11 protein-coding genes are annotated in these 15,725 nt (G+C 62.9%); 6 read left to right on the top strand and 5 right to left on the bottom strand.

Features of this window, described 5'->3' with window-relative positions; genetic code table 11:
- Nucleotides 1-79 precede the first annotated feature (79 nt).
- Nucleotides 80-433 (bottom strand): hydroxyisourate hydrolase, encoded by a 354-nt coding sequence (gene uraH / locus VJ698_RS06840; protein ID WP_324102193.1) that lies wholly within the window; start codon nucleotides 431-433, stop codon nucleotides 80-82.
- A 244-nt stretch (nucleotides 434-677) separates the two neighbouring features.
- Here uraH and xdhA point away from each other — a divergent pair, with 244 nt between their 5' ends.
- The 6 genes from xdhA (at nucleotide 678) to VJ698_RS06810 (ending at nucleotide 9,601) form a co-directional block, all read left to right on the top strand.
- The gene (gene xdhA / locus VJ698_RS06835; protein ID WP_324101968.1) at nucleotides 678-2,147 is read left to right on the top strand and encodes a xanthine dehydrogenase small subunit; all 1,470 of its coding nucleotides are present in this window, start codon (nucleotides 678-680) and stop codon (nucleotides 2,145-2,147) included.
- A 2-nt stretch (nucleotides 2,148-2,149) separates the two neighbouring features.
- A complete protein-coding gene (gene xdhB / locus VJ698_RS06830; protein ID WP_324101967.1) occupies nucleotides 2,150-4,510 on the top strand; it encodes a xanthine dehydrogenase molybdopterin binding subunit in 2,361 nt (786 codons plus the stop codon).
- On the top strand, nucleotides 4,507-5,586 hold the full coding sequence (xdhC, locus tag VJ698_RS06825; protein ID WP_324101966.1) for a xanthine dehydrogenase accessory protein XdhC: 1,080 nt from the start codon (nucleotides 4,507-4,509) through the stop codon (nucleotides 5,584-5,586). The genes xdhB and xdhC overlap by 4 nt, the downstream gene beginning before the upstream one ends.
- 33 nt (nucleotides 5,587-5,619) lie before the next feature.
- A complete protein-coding gene (guaD, locus tag VJ698_RS06820) occupies nucleotides 5,620-6,987 on the top strand; it encodes a guanine deaminase (protein WP_324101965.1) in 1,368 nt (455 codons plus the stop codon).
- A gap of 176 nt (nucleotides 6,988-7,163) precedes the next feature.
- Complete coding sequence (locus VJ698_RS06815) at nucleotides 7,164-8,264, top strand: porin (RefSeq protein WP_324101964.1); 1,101 nt, start codon at nucleotides 7,164-7,166, stop codon at nucleotides 8,262-8,264.
- Between the two features lie 392 nt (nucleotides 8,265-8,656).
- On the top strand, nucleotides 8,657-9,601 hold the full coding sequence (locus VJ698_RS06810) for a LysR family transcriptional regulator (protein WP_324101963.1): 945 nt from the start codon (nucleotides 8,657-8,659) through the stop codon (nucleotides 9,599-9,601).
- 180 nt (nucleotides 9,602-9,781) lie between these two features.
- Here VJ698_RS06810 and VJ698_RS06805 read toward each other — a convergent pair whose 3' ends face one another.
- From VJ698_RS06805 to VJ698_RS06790, 4 genes are all read right to left on the bottom strand, one after another.
- Complete coding sequence (locus VJ698_RS06805) at nucleotides 9,782-11,050, bottom strand: glycerate kinase (protein ID WP_324101962.1); 1,269 nt, start codon at nucleotides 11,048-11,050, stop codon at nucleotides 9,782-9,784.
- A 62-nt stretch (nucleotides 11,051-11,112) separates the two neighbouring features.
- The gene (locus VJ698_RS06800) at nucleotides 11,113-12,846 is read right to left on the bottom strand and encodes a thiamine pyrophosphate-binding protein (protein ID WP_324101961.1); all 1,734 of its coding nucleotides are present in this window, start codon (nucleotides 12,844-12,846) and stop codon (nucleotides 11,113-11,115) included.
- Nucleotides 12,847-12,865: 19 nt separating this feature from the next.
- The gene (locus VJ698_RS06795; RefSeq protein WP_324101960.1) at nucleotides 12,866-14,476 is read right to left on the bottom strand and encodes an FAD-binding dehydrogenase; all 1,611 of its coding nucleotides are present in this window, start codon (nucleotides 14,474-14,476) and stop codon (nucleotides 12,866-12,868) included.
- Nucleotides 14,457-15,710: an L-lactate dehydrogenase gene (locus VJ698_RS06790; RefSeq protein ID WP_324101959.1), complete on the bottom strand. Its 1,254-nt coding sequence runs from the start codon at nucleotides 15,708-15,710 to the stop codon at nucleotides 14,457-14,459. The genes VJ698_RS06795 and VJ698_RS06790 overlap by 20 nt, the downstream gene beginning before the upstream one ends.
- Nucleotides 15,711-15,725: the final 15 nt, after the last annotated feature.

Here is a 15,725-nt window from a genome sequence, read left to right as displayed (position 1 = left end):
ATGCATCAAAATTTTTGCCCACACCAACGCCATGGTCAAGGTCTATGGCATGCCGAAAAAAACCACACCACCGCTCCGGTCAGCTGCCGCGATAGGTTGAATACGCCCAGGGCGAGACGACCAGCGGCACATGGAAGTTCTCGTCGGGGTTGGCGATGCCGAAGGCGATGATCACCCGGTCCAGAAAGCGCGGCTGTGGAAGGACAAGGCCATGGCCGGTAAAATAGTCGCCGATGCCGAACACGAGTTCATACTGGCCGGCGCGCATCTCTTCCCCTTGCAGCAGCGGCGCGTGGCAGCGGCCGTCGTGGTTGGTGGATGTGCTGCACAGCAGGCTCCTCTGGGTTGCCTTCACTTCGTAGAGCTCGACCATCACTCCCGCCGCCGGCTTGCCGTGGGCGATGTCGAGCACATGTGTCGTCAGCTTTCCCATCGCTTGCTCCTGTTGGTTGGACATCTCTGCAATACGTGGCAGGCCGCTCATAAGTCCGTCCATATACCGGATATTGCAAGAACGTACTGACGACTTCGCCTGCTTCTTGCATGATAAGACTTTAAGATAAGACGGTGGCGAACGGGTGCATGTCTATCACCCGATACCATTCGTTAACTCCATGCGATAACCATCCGTCACAAGGATACCGCGCATGGCATTACAAGATTTCTGACGAGACAGCATGTCACAACCCATTCGCTTCTTCTATCGCGGCAGGATCCATTCGGTGTCCGACGCCCCGCCCACCCGCACTATCCTGCAGCATATCCGCGAGGACCATCACTGCACCGGAACCAAGGAAGGCTGCGCCGAAGGCGACTGCGGCGCATGCACAGTGGTGGTCGCGGAACTGAAGGGCGATGCGATCGAGATGAAGACGGTCAATTCCTGCATCCAGTTCCTGCCTACGCTGGATGGCAAGGCGCTGTTCACCGTCGAAGACCTGAAACAACAGGACGGCAGCCTGCATCCTGTGCAGCAGGCGATGGTCGATTGTCACGGTTCGCAATGCGGTTTCTGTACGCCGGGTTTCGTCATGTCCTTGTGGAGCCTTTACCTGAAGCAGGAAGGAAAGACCGCACACCCGGATCGCAAGGAAATCGATGATACGCTGTCCGGCAACCTGTGCCGTTGCACCGGCTACCGCCCCATCATCGACGCGGCGAGCCGCATGCTCGACCTACCGCGTGCATCCTTCGATCGTGAAGCGCTGGCGGCAAGCTTGAAAGAAATCCGGCGCGACGACACGTTGACCTATGGCAGTGGCGGCCAAATGTTTTACGCCCCCCTGTCACTGGAGCACCTGGTGAAACTGCGCGCGAAAAAGCCATCCGCCCTCATTCTGTCCGGTTCCACCGACGTTGGCCTGTGGGTCACCAAGCAGATGCGCGAACCCGGCGAAGTCATCTACATCAACCAGGTCGCGGAGCTTCAACGTGTCACCGAAGTGGATGGCAAGCTGGAGATCGGCGCAGCCGTCACCCTCAACGATGCCTATGCCGCGCTGTGCACGCATTATCCGCAGGAGCTGTCGGAACTGTGGCAACGCTTTGCCTCGCAGCCGATCCGCAATGCCGGGACGCTGGTCGGCAATATTGCCAACGGATCGCCGATCGGCGATTCCGCGCCCTGGCTGATCGCCCTCGGCAGCGACATCGTGCTGCGCGGCAGCGGCGGCCAGCGCGTCATGCCGCTTGAGGCCTTCTATCTCGATTACCAGAAAAAGGACCTGCGCCCGGACGAATTCGTCGAAGCGGTGCGCGTGCCGCTGCCACGCCCCGGCCTGCGCTTCCGTACCTACAAACTTTCCAAGCGCTTCGACCAGGACATCTCGGCGGTCTGTGCCGCTTTCGCCCTCACGCTCGACGGCGACGTGGTGCGCGACGCGCGCATTGCCTTCGGCGGCATGGCCGCCACTTCACGCCGCGCGCCGAAAGCCGAAGCTGCCCTCAAGGGCCGCACCTGGGATGAGGCCGCGCTCGCCAATGCCATACAGGCACTCTCCGGCGATTACGCCCCGCTCACCGACATGCGCGCCAGCAGCGCCTATCGCAGCAAGGCCGCACAAAACCTGCTGCGCCGATTCTGGCTCGAAACGCGCCCGGACGCACCGCTGCCCGCCAGCGCTGTCAATGCCTTCGCAAATGCCTGACCATGAACAAGCAAATCGAAACCTTCCTCAAGCCGGACGCCCTTGCACAATGGACGGCCGTTGGCGTCCCGCGTCCACACGAGTCGGCACAACTGCACGTACTGGGCGAAGCCACCTATACCGATGACATTCCCGAATTGCACGGCACCTTGCATGCGGCGCTCGGGCTCTCGCAAAAGGCGCACGCCAGGGTGAGGTCGATCGACCTTGACGCGGTGCGCAGATCGCGCGGCGTGGTGGCTGTCTTCACCGCCAGCGATATCCCCGGCGTCAATGACTGCGGCCCGATCATCCATGACGATCCGATCCTGGCCGACGGCCTCGTCCAATACGTCGGCCAGCCGATGTTCCTGGTCGTGGCCGATACCCATGACCACGCGCGACGTGCTGCGCGACTGGCCAAGGTCGATTATGAAGAATTGCCCGCCATCCTGACACCGCAGGATGCCAAACGCGCAGAGTCCTGGGTCCTGCCGCCGATGCATCTCGCGCGCGGCGACGTCAGGCAGGCCTTCGAACAGGCGCCGCACCGGATCAAGGGCGAACTGTATGTCGGCGGGCAGGAACAGTTCTACCTCGAAGGCCAGATCTCCTACGCCATCCCGAAGGAAGATCGCGGCATGCTGGTCTACTGCTCGACGCAGCATCCTTCGGAAATGCAGCACGTCGTGGCGCACGCGCTCGGCCTGCATTCGCATAATGTGACGGTTGAGTGCCGGCGCATGGGCGGTGGCTTCGGCGGCAAGGAATCGCAGTCCGCACTGTGGGCAGCAGCCGCATCGGTGGCCGCCGCGCGGCTGAAGTGCCCGGTCAAGCTGCGCGCCGACCGCGACGACGACATGATGGTCACCGGCAAACGCCACGACTTCCACTATGAGTATGAAATCGGCCACGACGGCGAGGGCCGCATTCTGGCTGCGAAGGTGGAAATGGTCTTGCGGTCCGGCTATTCCGCCGACCTGTCCGGCCCGGTCGCCACGCGCGCGGTTTGCCATTTCGACAATGCCTACTACCTGCCTGCCGTCGACATCGTCGCCCTGTGCGGCAAGACGCATACGCAATCGAATACTGCGTTCCGCGGTTTCGGCGGACCGCAAGGCGCCATCGCCATCGAGGTTGTGATCGACGAGATCGCGCGCAATCTCGGCAAGGATGCGCTGGACGTGCGCAAACTGAATTTCTATGGCTGCGACGAGCTTGAAGGCCGCAACCTTACGCAATACGGACAGAAGGTATCCGACAACGTCCTGCATGAGCTGATGGCGGAACTGGAAGCCGACAGCGACTACCGCAAGCGCCGCGCTGAAGCACGCGCCTTCAATGCAGCCAGCCCGGTCCTGAAGAAAGGCATTGCGTTCACGCCGGTCAAGTTCGGCATCGCCTTCAACCTCACCCACCTGAACCAGGCTGGCGCGCTGGTCCATGTCTATGTCGACGGCTCGGTCCTGGTCAACCATGGCGGCACCGAAATGGGTCAGGGCGTGAACACCAAGGTGGCGCAGGTCGTGGCGCATGAACTCGGACTGGACCTGTCGCAGGTGCGCATTGCCGCCACCGATACCAGCAAAGTGGCCAACACTTCCGCCACTGCCGCTTCGACCGGCGCGGACCTGAACGGCAAGGCGGCGCAGGATGCCGCCCGGCAGATCCGCGAGCGGCTTGCCGCATTCGCAGCGCAAACAGCGCAGGTTGATCCGTCGGCGGTACGCTTCGCGGACAACCATGTCTATGTGAACAGCGTGCCGGAAAGCTTCCCCTCGCTGGTCCAGCGCGCCTACAGCGCACGCGTTCAGCTATGGTCGGACGGCTTCTACGCTACGCCCGGCCTACACTGGGACGGGGACACCATGACCGGCAATCCCTTCTTCTATTTCGCCTATGGCGCCGCGGTTTCGGAAGTCATTGTCGACACGCTGACCGGCGAGTGGAAGCTGTTGCGTACCGACGTGCTGTACGACGCCGGCAATTCGCTCAATCCGGCCATCGATATCGGCCAGGTCGAGGGCGGCTTCATCCAGGGCATGGGCTGGCTGACGACCGAGGAACTGTGGTGGGACAAGGCGGGCAAACTGATGACGCACGCGCCGTCGACTTACAAGATTCCCGCGGTTTCCGATTGTCCGCGCGACTTTCGCGTAAAGCTGTTCAAAAATCGCAATGCCTCGGACAGCATCCACCGCTCCAAGGCGGTGGGCGAACCGCCGCTGCTGCTGGCCTTCTCGGTATTCTTCGCGATCCGTGATGCGATCGCCAGCGTGGGAAATTACGTGGTCAATCCGCCCTTGAATGCGCCGGCAACAAGCGAAGCTATCCTGGGCGCCATCGACGCGCTGCGCACCTCCGGCTCGCCCGCAACAACATGAACGATTGGCGTACCGCACTGACCGCTGCCGCAGCCCGCGAGGAACCCGCGGTGCTGGTCACGATCGCGTCGGTGCAAGGCTCCAGTCCGCGTGAACCGGGCGCAAAAATGCTCGTGACCGCGAGTGCGCAGGCCGATACCATCGGCGGCGGGCACCTGGAGATGCGCGCCTGCGACATCGCGCGCGACATGCTCGAGGCGCCGCCGACCTCGGTTGCGGCGATCCGGCGCCTCGAGCGATTTTCGCTTGGACCCAGCCTCGGTCAATGCTGCGGCGGCGTCGTATTCCTTGCCTTCGAGCGTCTGCTGGAAAGTGACCGTGCCGGCTTCGCCCCTATGGACGAGTGCTGGCGCAACCGCGAGGACATTACCCGCCTGGTCGCGCTCGACGCCATACTGCCGCCGGTGCTTGTCGATTGCAGCGGGAGCGCGCGGTTTGGATCAATCCCGCCCATGCTGCCGCGCCTCGATCATCTCGATGAATGCCACCTCATCAAGGATGCCGAAGGTGGACGCTGGCTGGTCGATCCCCTCCTCGCCCGCCGGCCGTTGCTGGTCCTGTTCGGCGCCGGCCATGTCGGCGCAGCAATCGTGCGCGCCCTTGCCGACCTGCCCTGCCGCGTGATCTGGGTGGACGAACGCGAAGACATGTTCCCAGCCAGCGTGCCGTCCAACGTCGTCATCGAAGTGACCGACACGCCTGAGGCAGTGGTCGATGAAGTCCCCGCCGGCACGAGCTTCCTGGTCATGACGCACAGCCATGCACTCGACCAGCGCCTCGCGGAAACCATCCTGCGCCGCGCTGATGCGGGCTGGTTCGGCCTGATCGGATCAAAGACCAAGCGAATGCAGTTCGAGCATCGCCTGCTCGAACGCGGCATCGCGCGGGCACGCCTTGCGAGCATGGTCTGCCCGATCGGCATACCCGGCATCAGCGGCAAGACTCCCGCCGTGATTGCCGCCTCGGTGTGCGCGCAACTGCTGCAGATGTGGGAAAGGGAGGAATTTGCGCGCATGCAATCCATGCCGTCCACCCAGTTTCCCTCGCATGCACTTTCGCCTTCCCTTGCCCGCTAGCTTTGGCACGCCAAAAGAACAAGAACGCATTCAATGACATCCGCAGATTTATCCACCGATTGCCAGGCCTACCGCGCAGCCATCCTCCACTTCACCGCCGATCCGGCTTTCAATGACAAGGCATTTGCCTGGCATGAAGACGGCCTGCTCGTCGTCGAGAATGGCCGGATCGTCGCGGCGGGCGATTATGCACAACTGCACGCGCGCCTTCCCGCATCCGTCGAGACGCTCGACTATCGCGGCAAGTTGCTCCTTCCCGGTTTCATCGACACGCACATCCATTATCCGCAGACCGACATGATCGCGTCGCCTGCGCCCGGGCTTTTGCCCTGGCTGGAAAACTGGACCTTCCCGACTGAGCGCAAGTTCGCCGATCCGGCGCATGCAAGCGACGTCGCGCGCTTTTTCATCGACGAGCTGCTACGCTGCGGCACGACCACGGCCATGGTGTACTGCACGGTCCATCCGGCCTCGGTCGATGCCTTTTTCGAAGCAAGCGAGGAACGCAACCTGCGTATGGTGGCCGGCAAGGTGCTGATGGACCGGAATTGTCCGGAATATCTGCAGGACACCGCAGAAACCGGCCTGCAGCAGAGCGAGGAACTGATCCGCCGCTGGCACAAGAAGGGGCGCCAGCTTTACGCCATCACGCCGCGCTTTGCTCCGACCTCGACGCCGGAGCAAATGCGCCTCACCGGCGAACTCGCACGCGCCTATCCCGATACCTTCCTGCAGACCCATGTTGCCGAAAATACCGATGAAGTGGCATGGGTCAGGTCACTGTTTCCCGACGCGCGCAGCTATCTCGATATCTACGACAGCTTCGGCATGTTGCGTCCGCGCGCGATGTTCGGGCACTGCATCTGGCTGGACGAGCGTGACCGCAGGCGCATGCATGAGACGGGCTCGGCTGCGGCAGTCTGTCCCACCTCGAACCTGTTCCTTGGCAGCGGGCTGTTCGATTTCGCGCGTGCCGACGAGGCAGGAATGCTGCTGTCGCTGGCCAGCGATGTCGGCGGCGGCACCTCGTTCTCGATGCTGCGCACGATGAACGAAGCGTACAAGGTGGCGCGCATGGGCGGCACTTATCTGCCGGCGCTGCGTATGTTCTATCTGGCGACGCTTGGTGGCGCGCGCAGCATGCAGCTTGAAGGAACCATCGGAAATTTTGCAGAAGGGACAGAGGCGGATTTTGTTGTATTGGACCCACACGCGACACCCTTGCTCGAGCGTCGCACTGCGCGGGCCGGATCGCTCGATGAACTCCTGTTTGCGCTTGCCATGCTGGGTGACGATCGGACCATCGTCGCGACGTATGCCGCAGGGAGACTCGTTCATGCGCGGGGAGGCATGTTTGCAGAAGACGAAGAGGGAAATACCCACGACGATGACGAGGCTTAGGTCACTCCTCGCCGCACCACACATTTCAGCTCTCCTGCCTCTTTCAAAGATGCAGCAAGGGAAAGTAAAATGATTGCCGTTCAGAAACTGGGACGCCGCGCGGCAATCTCAAAACAGGGACTTACCGTCCGGGGAGGCATCCCGGTTTCATCCACCGCATCAGACCAGGAGACTACATGCAACAACAAAAAACCAGACTGAAACATATCGCCCTCGCTGCGGCCATTCTTGCCGCGGCAGCGCCGGCTGCCATGGCGCAGCAGACCAATGTTTCCGTAAGCGGGCTCGTCGACGTTTTCGCAGGCAAACTGCGCAATGCAGGCGACACCAACAGCCGATCCGTCGTCAACAGCGGAGGCATGACCACCTCCTGGTTCGGCTTCAAGGGCTCGGAAGACCTCGGCGGCGGCCTGAAGGCGAACTTCCAGCTGACCAGCTTCATCCAGGCCGACACGGGCACGCAGGGCCGCTTCCCCGGCGACACGCTGTTCTCGCGCGACGCGAACGTCGGCCTGTCCGGCAGCTTCGGCGCATTCTCGCTCGGACGCGACCTGGCACCCAACTTCCTGCCGACCATCCTGTTCAACCCGTTCGGCGATTCCTTCACCTTCTCGCCGCTGATCCTGCACACGGACGTACCGCTCTTCAATGCTTCGAGCTGGACCAATTCGGTTGCCGGCGATACCGGATGGAGCAACGAGATCCGCTACACCACGCCGAACTTCGGTGGCCTGACTGCCAACCTGCACTACCAGTTGGGTGAAGTCGCGGGCAGCAACGGCAAGAACAACGTCGGCCTGAACCTGCTCTACTTCGGTGGCCCGCTGGCCCTGACGGCGTTCTATCACAACGTGGAAATCAACAATCCGCTCAACAGCCCGGCAGGCAATGTGCAGCCCGCCGGCAACCTGCCGCTTCCCTCGGGCCTCTCCGCTGCACGCCAGACCGCATGGATGGTCGGCGGCAGCTACGACCTGAAGGCCGCGAAGCTGTATGCGACCTACGGCCAGACATCGCACAACATCGACCTCGACGACAAGACGGTATCGCTCGGCGCAAGCGTGCCGGCAGGCCAGGGCAAGTTCCTGGCTGGCTGGGCACAGACCAAGCGCACCGGCACGGCGATCGGCGCTGACCAGAAGCGCAACACGACGTCGATCGGCTACGACTACGACATGTCCAAGCGCACCGACCTGTATGCAATCTTCATGAATGACCGCATCACGGCGCAGAACAACGGCAACAGCTTCGGCGTCGGCATCCGCCATCGCTTCTGATCCTGGAATCGGGCGAGAGCACAAGCTCCCGCCTGCACGCGCCGCCCGCCACAAGCCCGCGACGCATGATTGATCGATTCGCTTCGATTCATCACCCTGGCCCGGCAGATCGCCGGGCCTTTTTCATGTGCCGTAGACGTGCGGCGAAGACAATAAGCTGAAGCCGCCTCGCCAAGGCGCCAGGAACGCCAAGGCATGCCCCTTTCGCTTTCAGTCGACGAACGATGCTCCCCATTCCCTTGGCGTTCCTGGCGTCTTGGCGAGAGCGAAGAATGCTGTTCCTGCATAAGGATGTGGGTAATCCTCAAGGCACCGGCAAGCGATATCGAATCTGGAACCGGGCATCGCGTATCCGGTATATTGCAGGTAGATTCAAACAGAAGGGAGACACCATGTCGGGATTGCCGGACCATCTGGACATTCATCTCATACGCATCCTGTACCTGCTGCTGTCCGAGAAGAACGTCTCGCGCGTCGCGCTCAAGCTTAACCAGCCCCAGCCGTCCATTTCCGCCTCGTTGCGCAAGCTGCGCGAACTGACCGGCGATCCGCTGCTGGTGCGCGGCACGCGCGGCATGGTGCCGACGCAATACGGCGAAAGCCTGCTGCAGCCAGCCAAGCGCATCCTCGACGAGACCGAGCGACTGTTCGCGCGCAAGACCGCGTTTTCGCCGCAGCACGAAGCCCGCACCTTCCATATCGCCGCGCCGGACTACCTCGACAGCCAGTTCCTGCCGAACATCGTCGCCAGCGTGCGGCGCGAGTCGCCAAAGAGCCGCATCGTCCTGCATGGCAAGGGACCGGACAACGACTACCTGAAGCTGCTGGCGGACGGCGAGCTCGACATCGTGATCGCCAACTGGGACGATCCGCCGGCACATCTTCATATGTCCAAGCTGTTCGAGGATGAGATCGCCTGCATCATGCGCGCCGATTGCCCCTATGCTCTGCGCACCGCGCCGGACGCGATGACGGTGGAAGATTACCTATCGCTGCCGCACGTGGCCCCGTCGCAAATGCTGCCCGGTTACTCGGGCGTGATCGAGTCCTTCCTCGCCAGGCAGGACATGCATCGCAACGTGGTGGTGGAGTCCGCCTATTTTGGAATGATCCCGTACATGCTCACGCGCAGCGACCTGGTGCTCACCACCGGGCGGCAATTCATGCGCTTCTACGAACGTAACCTGCCGCTCAAGATATTCAACGTGCCGATCCGGTTTCCCACCATGCGCTTTTACCAGCTCTGGCACGACCGCGTGCACCATGCGCCGGAGCACAAGTGGCTGCGCGAACTGATCACGGCAACAGCGAAGGCGCTGGTGCAGAACACCTGGTAAATGATCCCGACAATGAGGATGATGAACAAAGGACGGTAGGGTGGGTAGAGCGCAGCGAAACCCGCCAATCCCTCGACTGCCAACATTGCAGCACCAGCACTCTTGCCACCGCTGCACTGGTGCGCACCCCACCCCACATCTCTAACTGGATGCTTAACCAACCCGCCACCCGGCCTGAAATTACAGGATCAGTATCGCGCGGAAGTCATTCACGTTGGTGCGCGTCGGGCCGCTCACGACCAAGTCGCCCAGCGCACTGAAGAAGCCATAGCCGTCATTGTTGTCAAGCATCGTCCTCGCACGCAGCCCCAGCTTTTCCGCGCGCGCCACCGAGTCCGGCGCGTAGAGCGCACCCGCATTGTCTTCCGAGCCGTCGATGCCGTCCGTGTCGCAGGCAATCGCGTGGACACCTTCCAGCCCGCTCAGCGACGTCGCCAGGCTCAGCAGGAATTCCGCATTGCGCCCGCCTCGCCCTTTCCCGCGCACCGTCACCGTGGTTTCGCCGCCGGAGATCAGCACGCAAGGCCGCCGAAACGGCTGGTTACGCACGGCGACTTGCCGTGCCAGCGCCGCATGCACCAGTCCGACATCACGCGCCTCGCCTTCCATGTCGTCCGAGAGAATGTAAGGCGTGATCTCGGCCGCGCGCGCCACTTGCGCAGCGGCTTCCAACGCCTGCTGCGCCGTGGCGATCACATGATGTGCATTGCGCGCAAAACGCGCATCGCCCGGTTTCGGTGTTTCCCCCGCGCCGGACGCGAGATGTCGCCTGACGTTGTCGGGGACATCGATCGCATACTTCGAGAGTATCGCCAGGGCCTGCTGGCAGGTCGTCGGGTCGGGCAAGGTCGGGCCGCTGGCAATCACGCCTGGATCGTCACCCGGCACGTCCGAGATCAGCAGCGTCACCACGCGCGCCGGCGCACATGCCAGCGCGAGACGCCCGCCCTTTATCGCAGACAGGTGCTTGCGCACACAGTTGATTTCCGAAATGGTCGCGCCGCTCTTCAGCAGCGCCTTGTTGATCGCCTGCTTCTGCTCCAGCGTGATGCTTTCAGCCGGCAAGGCGAGCAAGGCGGAACCGCCGCCGGAGATCAGGCACAGCACGAGATCGTCTTCGGTCAGGTTGCGCACCATCTCCATCATGCGCCCCGCCGCGCGGCGGCCCGCCTCGTCAGGAACCGGGTGCGCCGCCTCGACCACTTCGATGCGCTTGCAATCCGCGCCGTGCCCGTAGCGCGTTACGACCAGTCCGGCAAGATCGCCCTCCCAGTGTTCTTCCACAACCTTCGCCATCGCCGCCGCGCCCTTGCCCGCGCCGATGACCAGCGTGCGACCCTGTGGCGACGGTTTCGGCAGGAAGGCCGGAAGGCATTTCTCCGCACTCACCGCGCCGACGGCGGCGCTATACATGTCGAGAAGAAGTTCGCGCGCTTTCAATGCTTGCATGATGCTGTTTCCGTGCGTTGGCAATGCCAGCTATTCTAGAGACCTTCCCGACATTTCGCTTGCTAGCCAGTCACCTTGCGCACCAGCGCGCGACCCGCGAAGCGCATGCGCTGCGACAGCGGGAATCGCTTGAAGGTGGATTTCGCCGTGCCGCTGGTGAATGCGGTGCGCTTCGAATAATCGATTTCCACGTCGACGATCACTGGGCGTCCTTCGCGCGCAACGCGTCGCGCCTGCTCGATCGCGTCAACGATGGCGTCCTGGTTCGCCATACGCACATACGCTGCGCCGGTCGCCATGGCGATGCCTTCGATATTCGGGCCGGCCAGCACGGTACATGGCTTGCGGTTGTAGGGAATCTGCTGCGCCTGCGCGATCTGCGACAGTTCGCCGTCGTGGAAAACGAAATAGATCACGCCGAGGCAGCGCGATACCGCCGTCACGATTTCCATGCAGGTCATCATGAAGCAGCCGTCGCCGACGATGGCAAACACTTCCTTGTCGGGCTGCGCAAGCTTGGCGCCGATCGCCGCCGGTACCGCGTAGCCCATCGCATTGAAATCGGTCGGCGTCAGCAACTTGCCGCCGCGATGGATGGGGAACAGCTCTGCTGTCAGGAAGGTGTGGTTGCCGTCGTCCAGCACCGCCACCGCGTCGGACGGCATCTGGCGTCGCAACTCGTCGAAGAAGCGTGCAGGATTGACGCGTCCCTTGCTGTCGTGCGCATACCATTCCTCACGGTATGCCTGCTTGTCGCGAGCAATCTGCGTAAGGAGTTCCTTGTCTGCCGCACGGCCGCCGCGCGAGCGCAGCTCCGCCAGCAGCGCGGCCATCACCACGCGCGCATCGCCGGCAATGCGCACCGCGCTCGGATAGTTCGCATCGAACACCTGCGGATTGATGTCGGCATGCACCAGGGCCGGCGGCACAGTGGCGCTGAAACTGCCGGTCGGGATCTCGCCGAAACGTGCGCCGACCGCAAGCATGGCATCGCATTCATGGAAGGCATTGCGGGCGGCCGGCACCGCCGACGGGCTGAAGCCGAATCCGGCATGCAGTGGATGATCGCCGGGAAACGCAGCCAGCCCTTGCAGCGTCGTACTGACCGGCGCCTGCAGCAGTTCGGCAATCGCCGCAATTTCGTCCGTCGCCATGCGCGCACCCCAGCCGACGAACAGGCCGGGTTTGCGCGCGCCGAGCAGGACGTCTGCCGCGCGCCGGATCAGCGCAGGATCCGGCGTACTCAGTCCGTTATGGCGCTCCCATCGCGGCAGTTCGCCCACCTCTCCGGGAAACAACTGCAGGTTGACAGGCAGCTCGATGAGCACCGGCCCTGGTTCATTGCCCGTCGCAATCCGGTAGGCCTCGAAAATCGTTGGCACCACATCCTCGTGGCGGGTAACGCGGAAAGCCGCCTTGGTCAGCGGCTTGGCCAGCGCAAGCTGGTCGATGTCATGCAGCTGGTAGCGCTTTCCCGTATCGGTGCGGATGCCGCTGGAAAACACCAGCATCGGGATGCCGTCCAGCAGCGCCTCGCCGATGCCGCTCGATGCATGGGTGAAGCCGGCGGCGGGCACGATCGCCAGCGCGCCGATCGTATCATCCGCCGCGCGGCTCACGCCATCGGCCATGAAGGCGGCGCCGCCTTCGTGCGTGACGAGGACCGGGGTCACCTTTTCGGAGTTGTTCAGCTCGTCGTACAGCTCGGTGTTGTGCACACCCGGTATGCCGAAGGTGAACTTGATGCCGAGCTGTTCCATGGCATAGACAGCCAGCCAGGCTGCGGTTTTCTTCATGATTGTCTCCTTGATGCTTTTATTTGATCGCTCTCGCCGCGCGCCGCGCGCCATAGATGCATCCGCCGAGGAATGTACCTTCCAGCCCGCGCAGCCCGTTCATCCCGCCACCACCGAAGCCCGCCGCTTCACCCGCCGCATACAGACCCGGAATCGGCGCGCCGACCTTGTCCAGCACGCGGCAATCGAGATCGGTCTGGATGCCGCCCAGGCTTTTTCGGCTGATGATGAACTCGCGGATCGCAATCAGAGGCATCGCGCCCGGCTCAAGTATCTTCTGGAACTTGCAGGTGCGCATGCGATCGCCGCGCCACTTGCGCAGATGCGCGATGCGCCGCAATTGCTCGTCGTTATGGAAGGTCGGTCCGCGCTCAATTTCCGCATCGTACCGCGCGACCACGCTGCACACCGTTGCGAGATCGACTGCGGCCTCGCCCTGCAGGGCATTCATCTTCTCCACCAGTTCCGGCAGCGAACCCGCCACGACCACGTCCTTGCAGTTTTCCGTCATCTGCTCCAGCAGCCAATGGTTGCCAAGCAAGGTGTCTTTCAGGAAGCCGATGACTTTCTTCTCGCGGATCGACGGATTGAATTCCGCACCCGAAACGGCGAGCTCCTTCAACGCGATTTTCCAGTTCATGAGTTGCCAGGAGTACTGTTTCTCCTGCCGGCAAATCTGCGTGACGAGTTCGCGCGTATCGAAGCCGCTCACCAGCGGTTGCGGGCCGATACGCTCGCCGCGCCAGTTCAGCCACAAGGCGGAACGCGGCGGCACCAGCGAGAGGCCGTGACCCGGCTTGCGCGGCCGCCAGTGATGAACGCCGGCTGCGTAGTTCCACATGCGGTCGAGGAAAGTGAGCTTGCCGCCGATCGATTCCACGGCATCATGCAAGCGCCCGTCGGCGAACTTGTGCGAGCCGTTCAGGATGGTGTCCGGCGGCGATGTCCATTCAGGATGCCAGTGCTGACGGACGCGTTCGATGTTGCCGTTGATCCCGCCGCACGCGACCAGCACCGCGCCGGCTTCGGCCACGAAGTCTTCCCCGCTGTCTTCTATCACGCCGCAACACCCGGTGACGCTGCCGTCCCGCGATGTCAACGCATCCACCCGGTGATTGAACCTCAGCGTCAGCGCCTGTCGCCGCGGATGCGCCTGCAGGACGCGGATCAGTTGCATCGCCAGTCCATGCCCGGTGCCCCAGGTCACATGCCAGCGCGGCACGGAGTTGCCGCCGCTGAACTGGCCACGTTCGACCCACAAGGGCAAAGGCAGAAAACGTACGCCCCGCTCGCGCAGCCAGCAATAGATTTCGCCATGGCTATCGTTGACATAGGCCTCCGCCCAGCGGCGTGGCCACCGTTCCGCCGATTCGTCCTGGCCGAACGCGCCGAAGGCGAGCCAATCCTGCAAGGCCAGTTCCGGCGTATCCCGAATGCCCGAACGCCGCTGCTCGGGCGTCCCGACCAGGAAGATGCCGCCGAAGCTCTCCTTCGCCAGCCCGCCGAAGTTCTCTTCGACATCGCGGTCCAGCAGCGTTACGCGCCTGCCGGCGGAGAGCAGCTCGATCGCGGCGACGATGCCGGCGAGTCCGCCGCCGATGACGATGACGTCACTTTGATACTTCTGCATAGGCCACCCGCGATGCCAGTGTTTCGGCGACATCCTTGCCCGGTCCGGATTTCACTTGCGTCCCCGATGCCGGGACAAGGATCTCGCGGTCAAGTTCGCGCAAGCTGGTGCAGGCAGTCAGCGCCATGGCCACTTCCATCTCCTTGCGCATGATATGCAGCACATGAGCGACGCCGCGACCGCCGCCGCCCGCCAATGCATATGCCCATGCTCGGCCTACGATGCATGCCCGCGCGCCGAGCGCCAGCGCCTTCACCACGTCGAGGCCGCTGCGCACGCCGCCATCCATCAATACGTCAACACGATCGCCAACCGCATCAACGATGGCAGGCAATGCCGACACCGAAGAAGGCACGCCGTCGAGCTGCCGGCCGCCATGATTGGAAACGACTACACCATCGAAACCAATGTCCGCAGCGGTACGCGCATCATCCGCATCGAGGATGCCCTTCACCACGATCTTCCCCGGCCAGTTCTCGCGCAGCCATGACAGGTCTTTCCAGGTCACGGCAGGATCGAACTGTGCATTGACCCACGCGCGAAATGCCGGAAGGCTGTGCGCCTGTGGCAGTGCCTTGACGAGATTGCCGAACACCAGCGGCTTACCATGCGCCACCATGTCCAGCGCCCACGAAGGATGGGAAACGAAGTCCCAGGCCTTGGCCAGCTTGCCGAAGGGGCTGCGCACGCCGGTCATGCCGTTGCGCACGTCGCGATAGCGCGCGCCGACCACGGCGAGGTCGACAGTAAAGACCAGCACCGGGCATGCCGCCGCGTGCGCCCGCTGCAACAGTTCACGGGCATAACCGCGGTCCCGCATCACATAGAGCTGATACCAGAACGGTGCCTTGGTGTTCGCGCGCACTTCCTCTATCGAGCAGATGGAGACCGTCGATTCGCAGAACGGAATGCCGGCGGCTTCGGCCGCCTGCGCCGCCTGGACTTCGCCGCGCGGCGCAAACATGCCTGCCAGCCCGACCGGGCCGAGGATCACTGGCATGGACAGCTTCTGCCCCAGTACTTCGGCACGCAAGTCAATGTTCGAAATGTCGCGCAGCACACGCTGCCGCAGCAAGACCTTGCGGAAGTCCTCTACGTTGTTATGCATGGTAGCTTCGTCGTACGCGCCACCATCGAGATAATCGAAGAACTGCCGCGGCAGGCGGCGCCGGGCCAGTTCACGGTAGTCGCCGGCACAAGCCGGCTGAAGGAAAAGCGGACGGTCCGCATGCATGGCTTGTCTCCCCGT

Source organism: Noviherbaspirillum sp., assembly GCF_035254685.1.
In the GTDB taxonomy this organism is placed as follows: Bacteria; Pseudomonadota; Gammaproteobacteria; order Burkholderiales; family Burkholderiaceae_D; genus Noviherbaspirillum.
The sequence above is the reverse complement of the archived record's forward strand: the minus strand, read 5'-3'. Positions and strand labels throughout refer to the sequence as shown.

What these genes read in the sequence shown, in the direction of transcription:
- xdhA (WP_324101968.1), top strand. Translation starts at nt 678, where the DNA reads ATGTCACAACCCATTCGCTTCTTCTATCGCGGCAGGATCCATTCGGTG.
- uraH (WP_324102193.1), bottom strand. Translation starts at nt 433, where the DNA reads ATGGGAAAGCTGACGACACATGTGCTCGACATCGCCCACGGCAAGCCG.
- xdhC (WP_324101966.1), top strand. Translation starts at nt 4,507, where the DNA reads ATGAACGATTGGCGTACCGCACTGACCGCTGCCGCAGCCCGCGAGGAA.
- VJ698_RS06800 (WP_324101961.1), bottom strand. Translation starts at nt 12,846, where the DNA reads ATGAAGAAAACCGCAGCCTGGCTGGCTGTCTATGCCATGGAACAGCTC.
- VJ698_RS06790 (WP_324101959.1), bottom strand. Translation starts at nt 15,710, where the DNA reads ATGCATGCGGACCGTCCGCTTTTCCTTCAGCCGGCTTGTGCCGGCGAC.
- VJ698_RS06795 (WP_324101960.1), bottom strand. Translation starts at nt 14,476, where the DNA reads ATGCAGAAGTATCAAAGTGACGTCATCGTCATCGGCGGCGGACTCGCC.
- guaD (WP_324101965.1), top strand. Translation starts at nt 5,620, where the DNA reads ATGACATCCGCAGATTTATCCACCGATTGCCAGGCCTACCGCGCAGCC.
- VJ698_RS06810 (WP_324101963.1), top strand. Translation starts at nt 8,657, where the DNA reads ATGTCGGGATTGCCGGACCATCTGGACATTCATCTCATACGCATCCTG.
- xdhB (WP_324101967.1), top strand. Translation starts at nt 2,150, where the DNA reads ATGAACAAGCAAATCGAAACCTTCCTCAAGCCGGACGCCCTTGCACAA.
- VJ698_RS06805 (WP_324101962.1), bottom strand. Translation starts at nt 11,050, where the DNA reads ATGCAAGCATTGAAAGCGCGCGAACTTCTTCTCGACATGTATAGCGCC.
- VJ698_RS06815 (WP_324101964.1), top strand. Translation starts at nt 7,164, where the DNA reads ATGCAACAACAAAAAACCAGACTGAAACATATCGCCCTCGCTGCGGCC.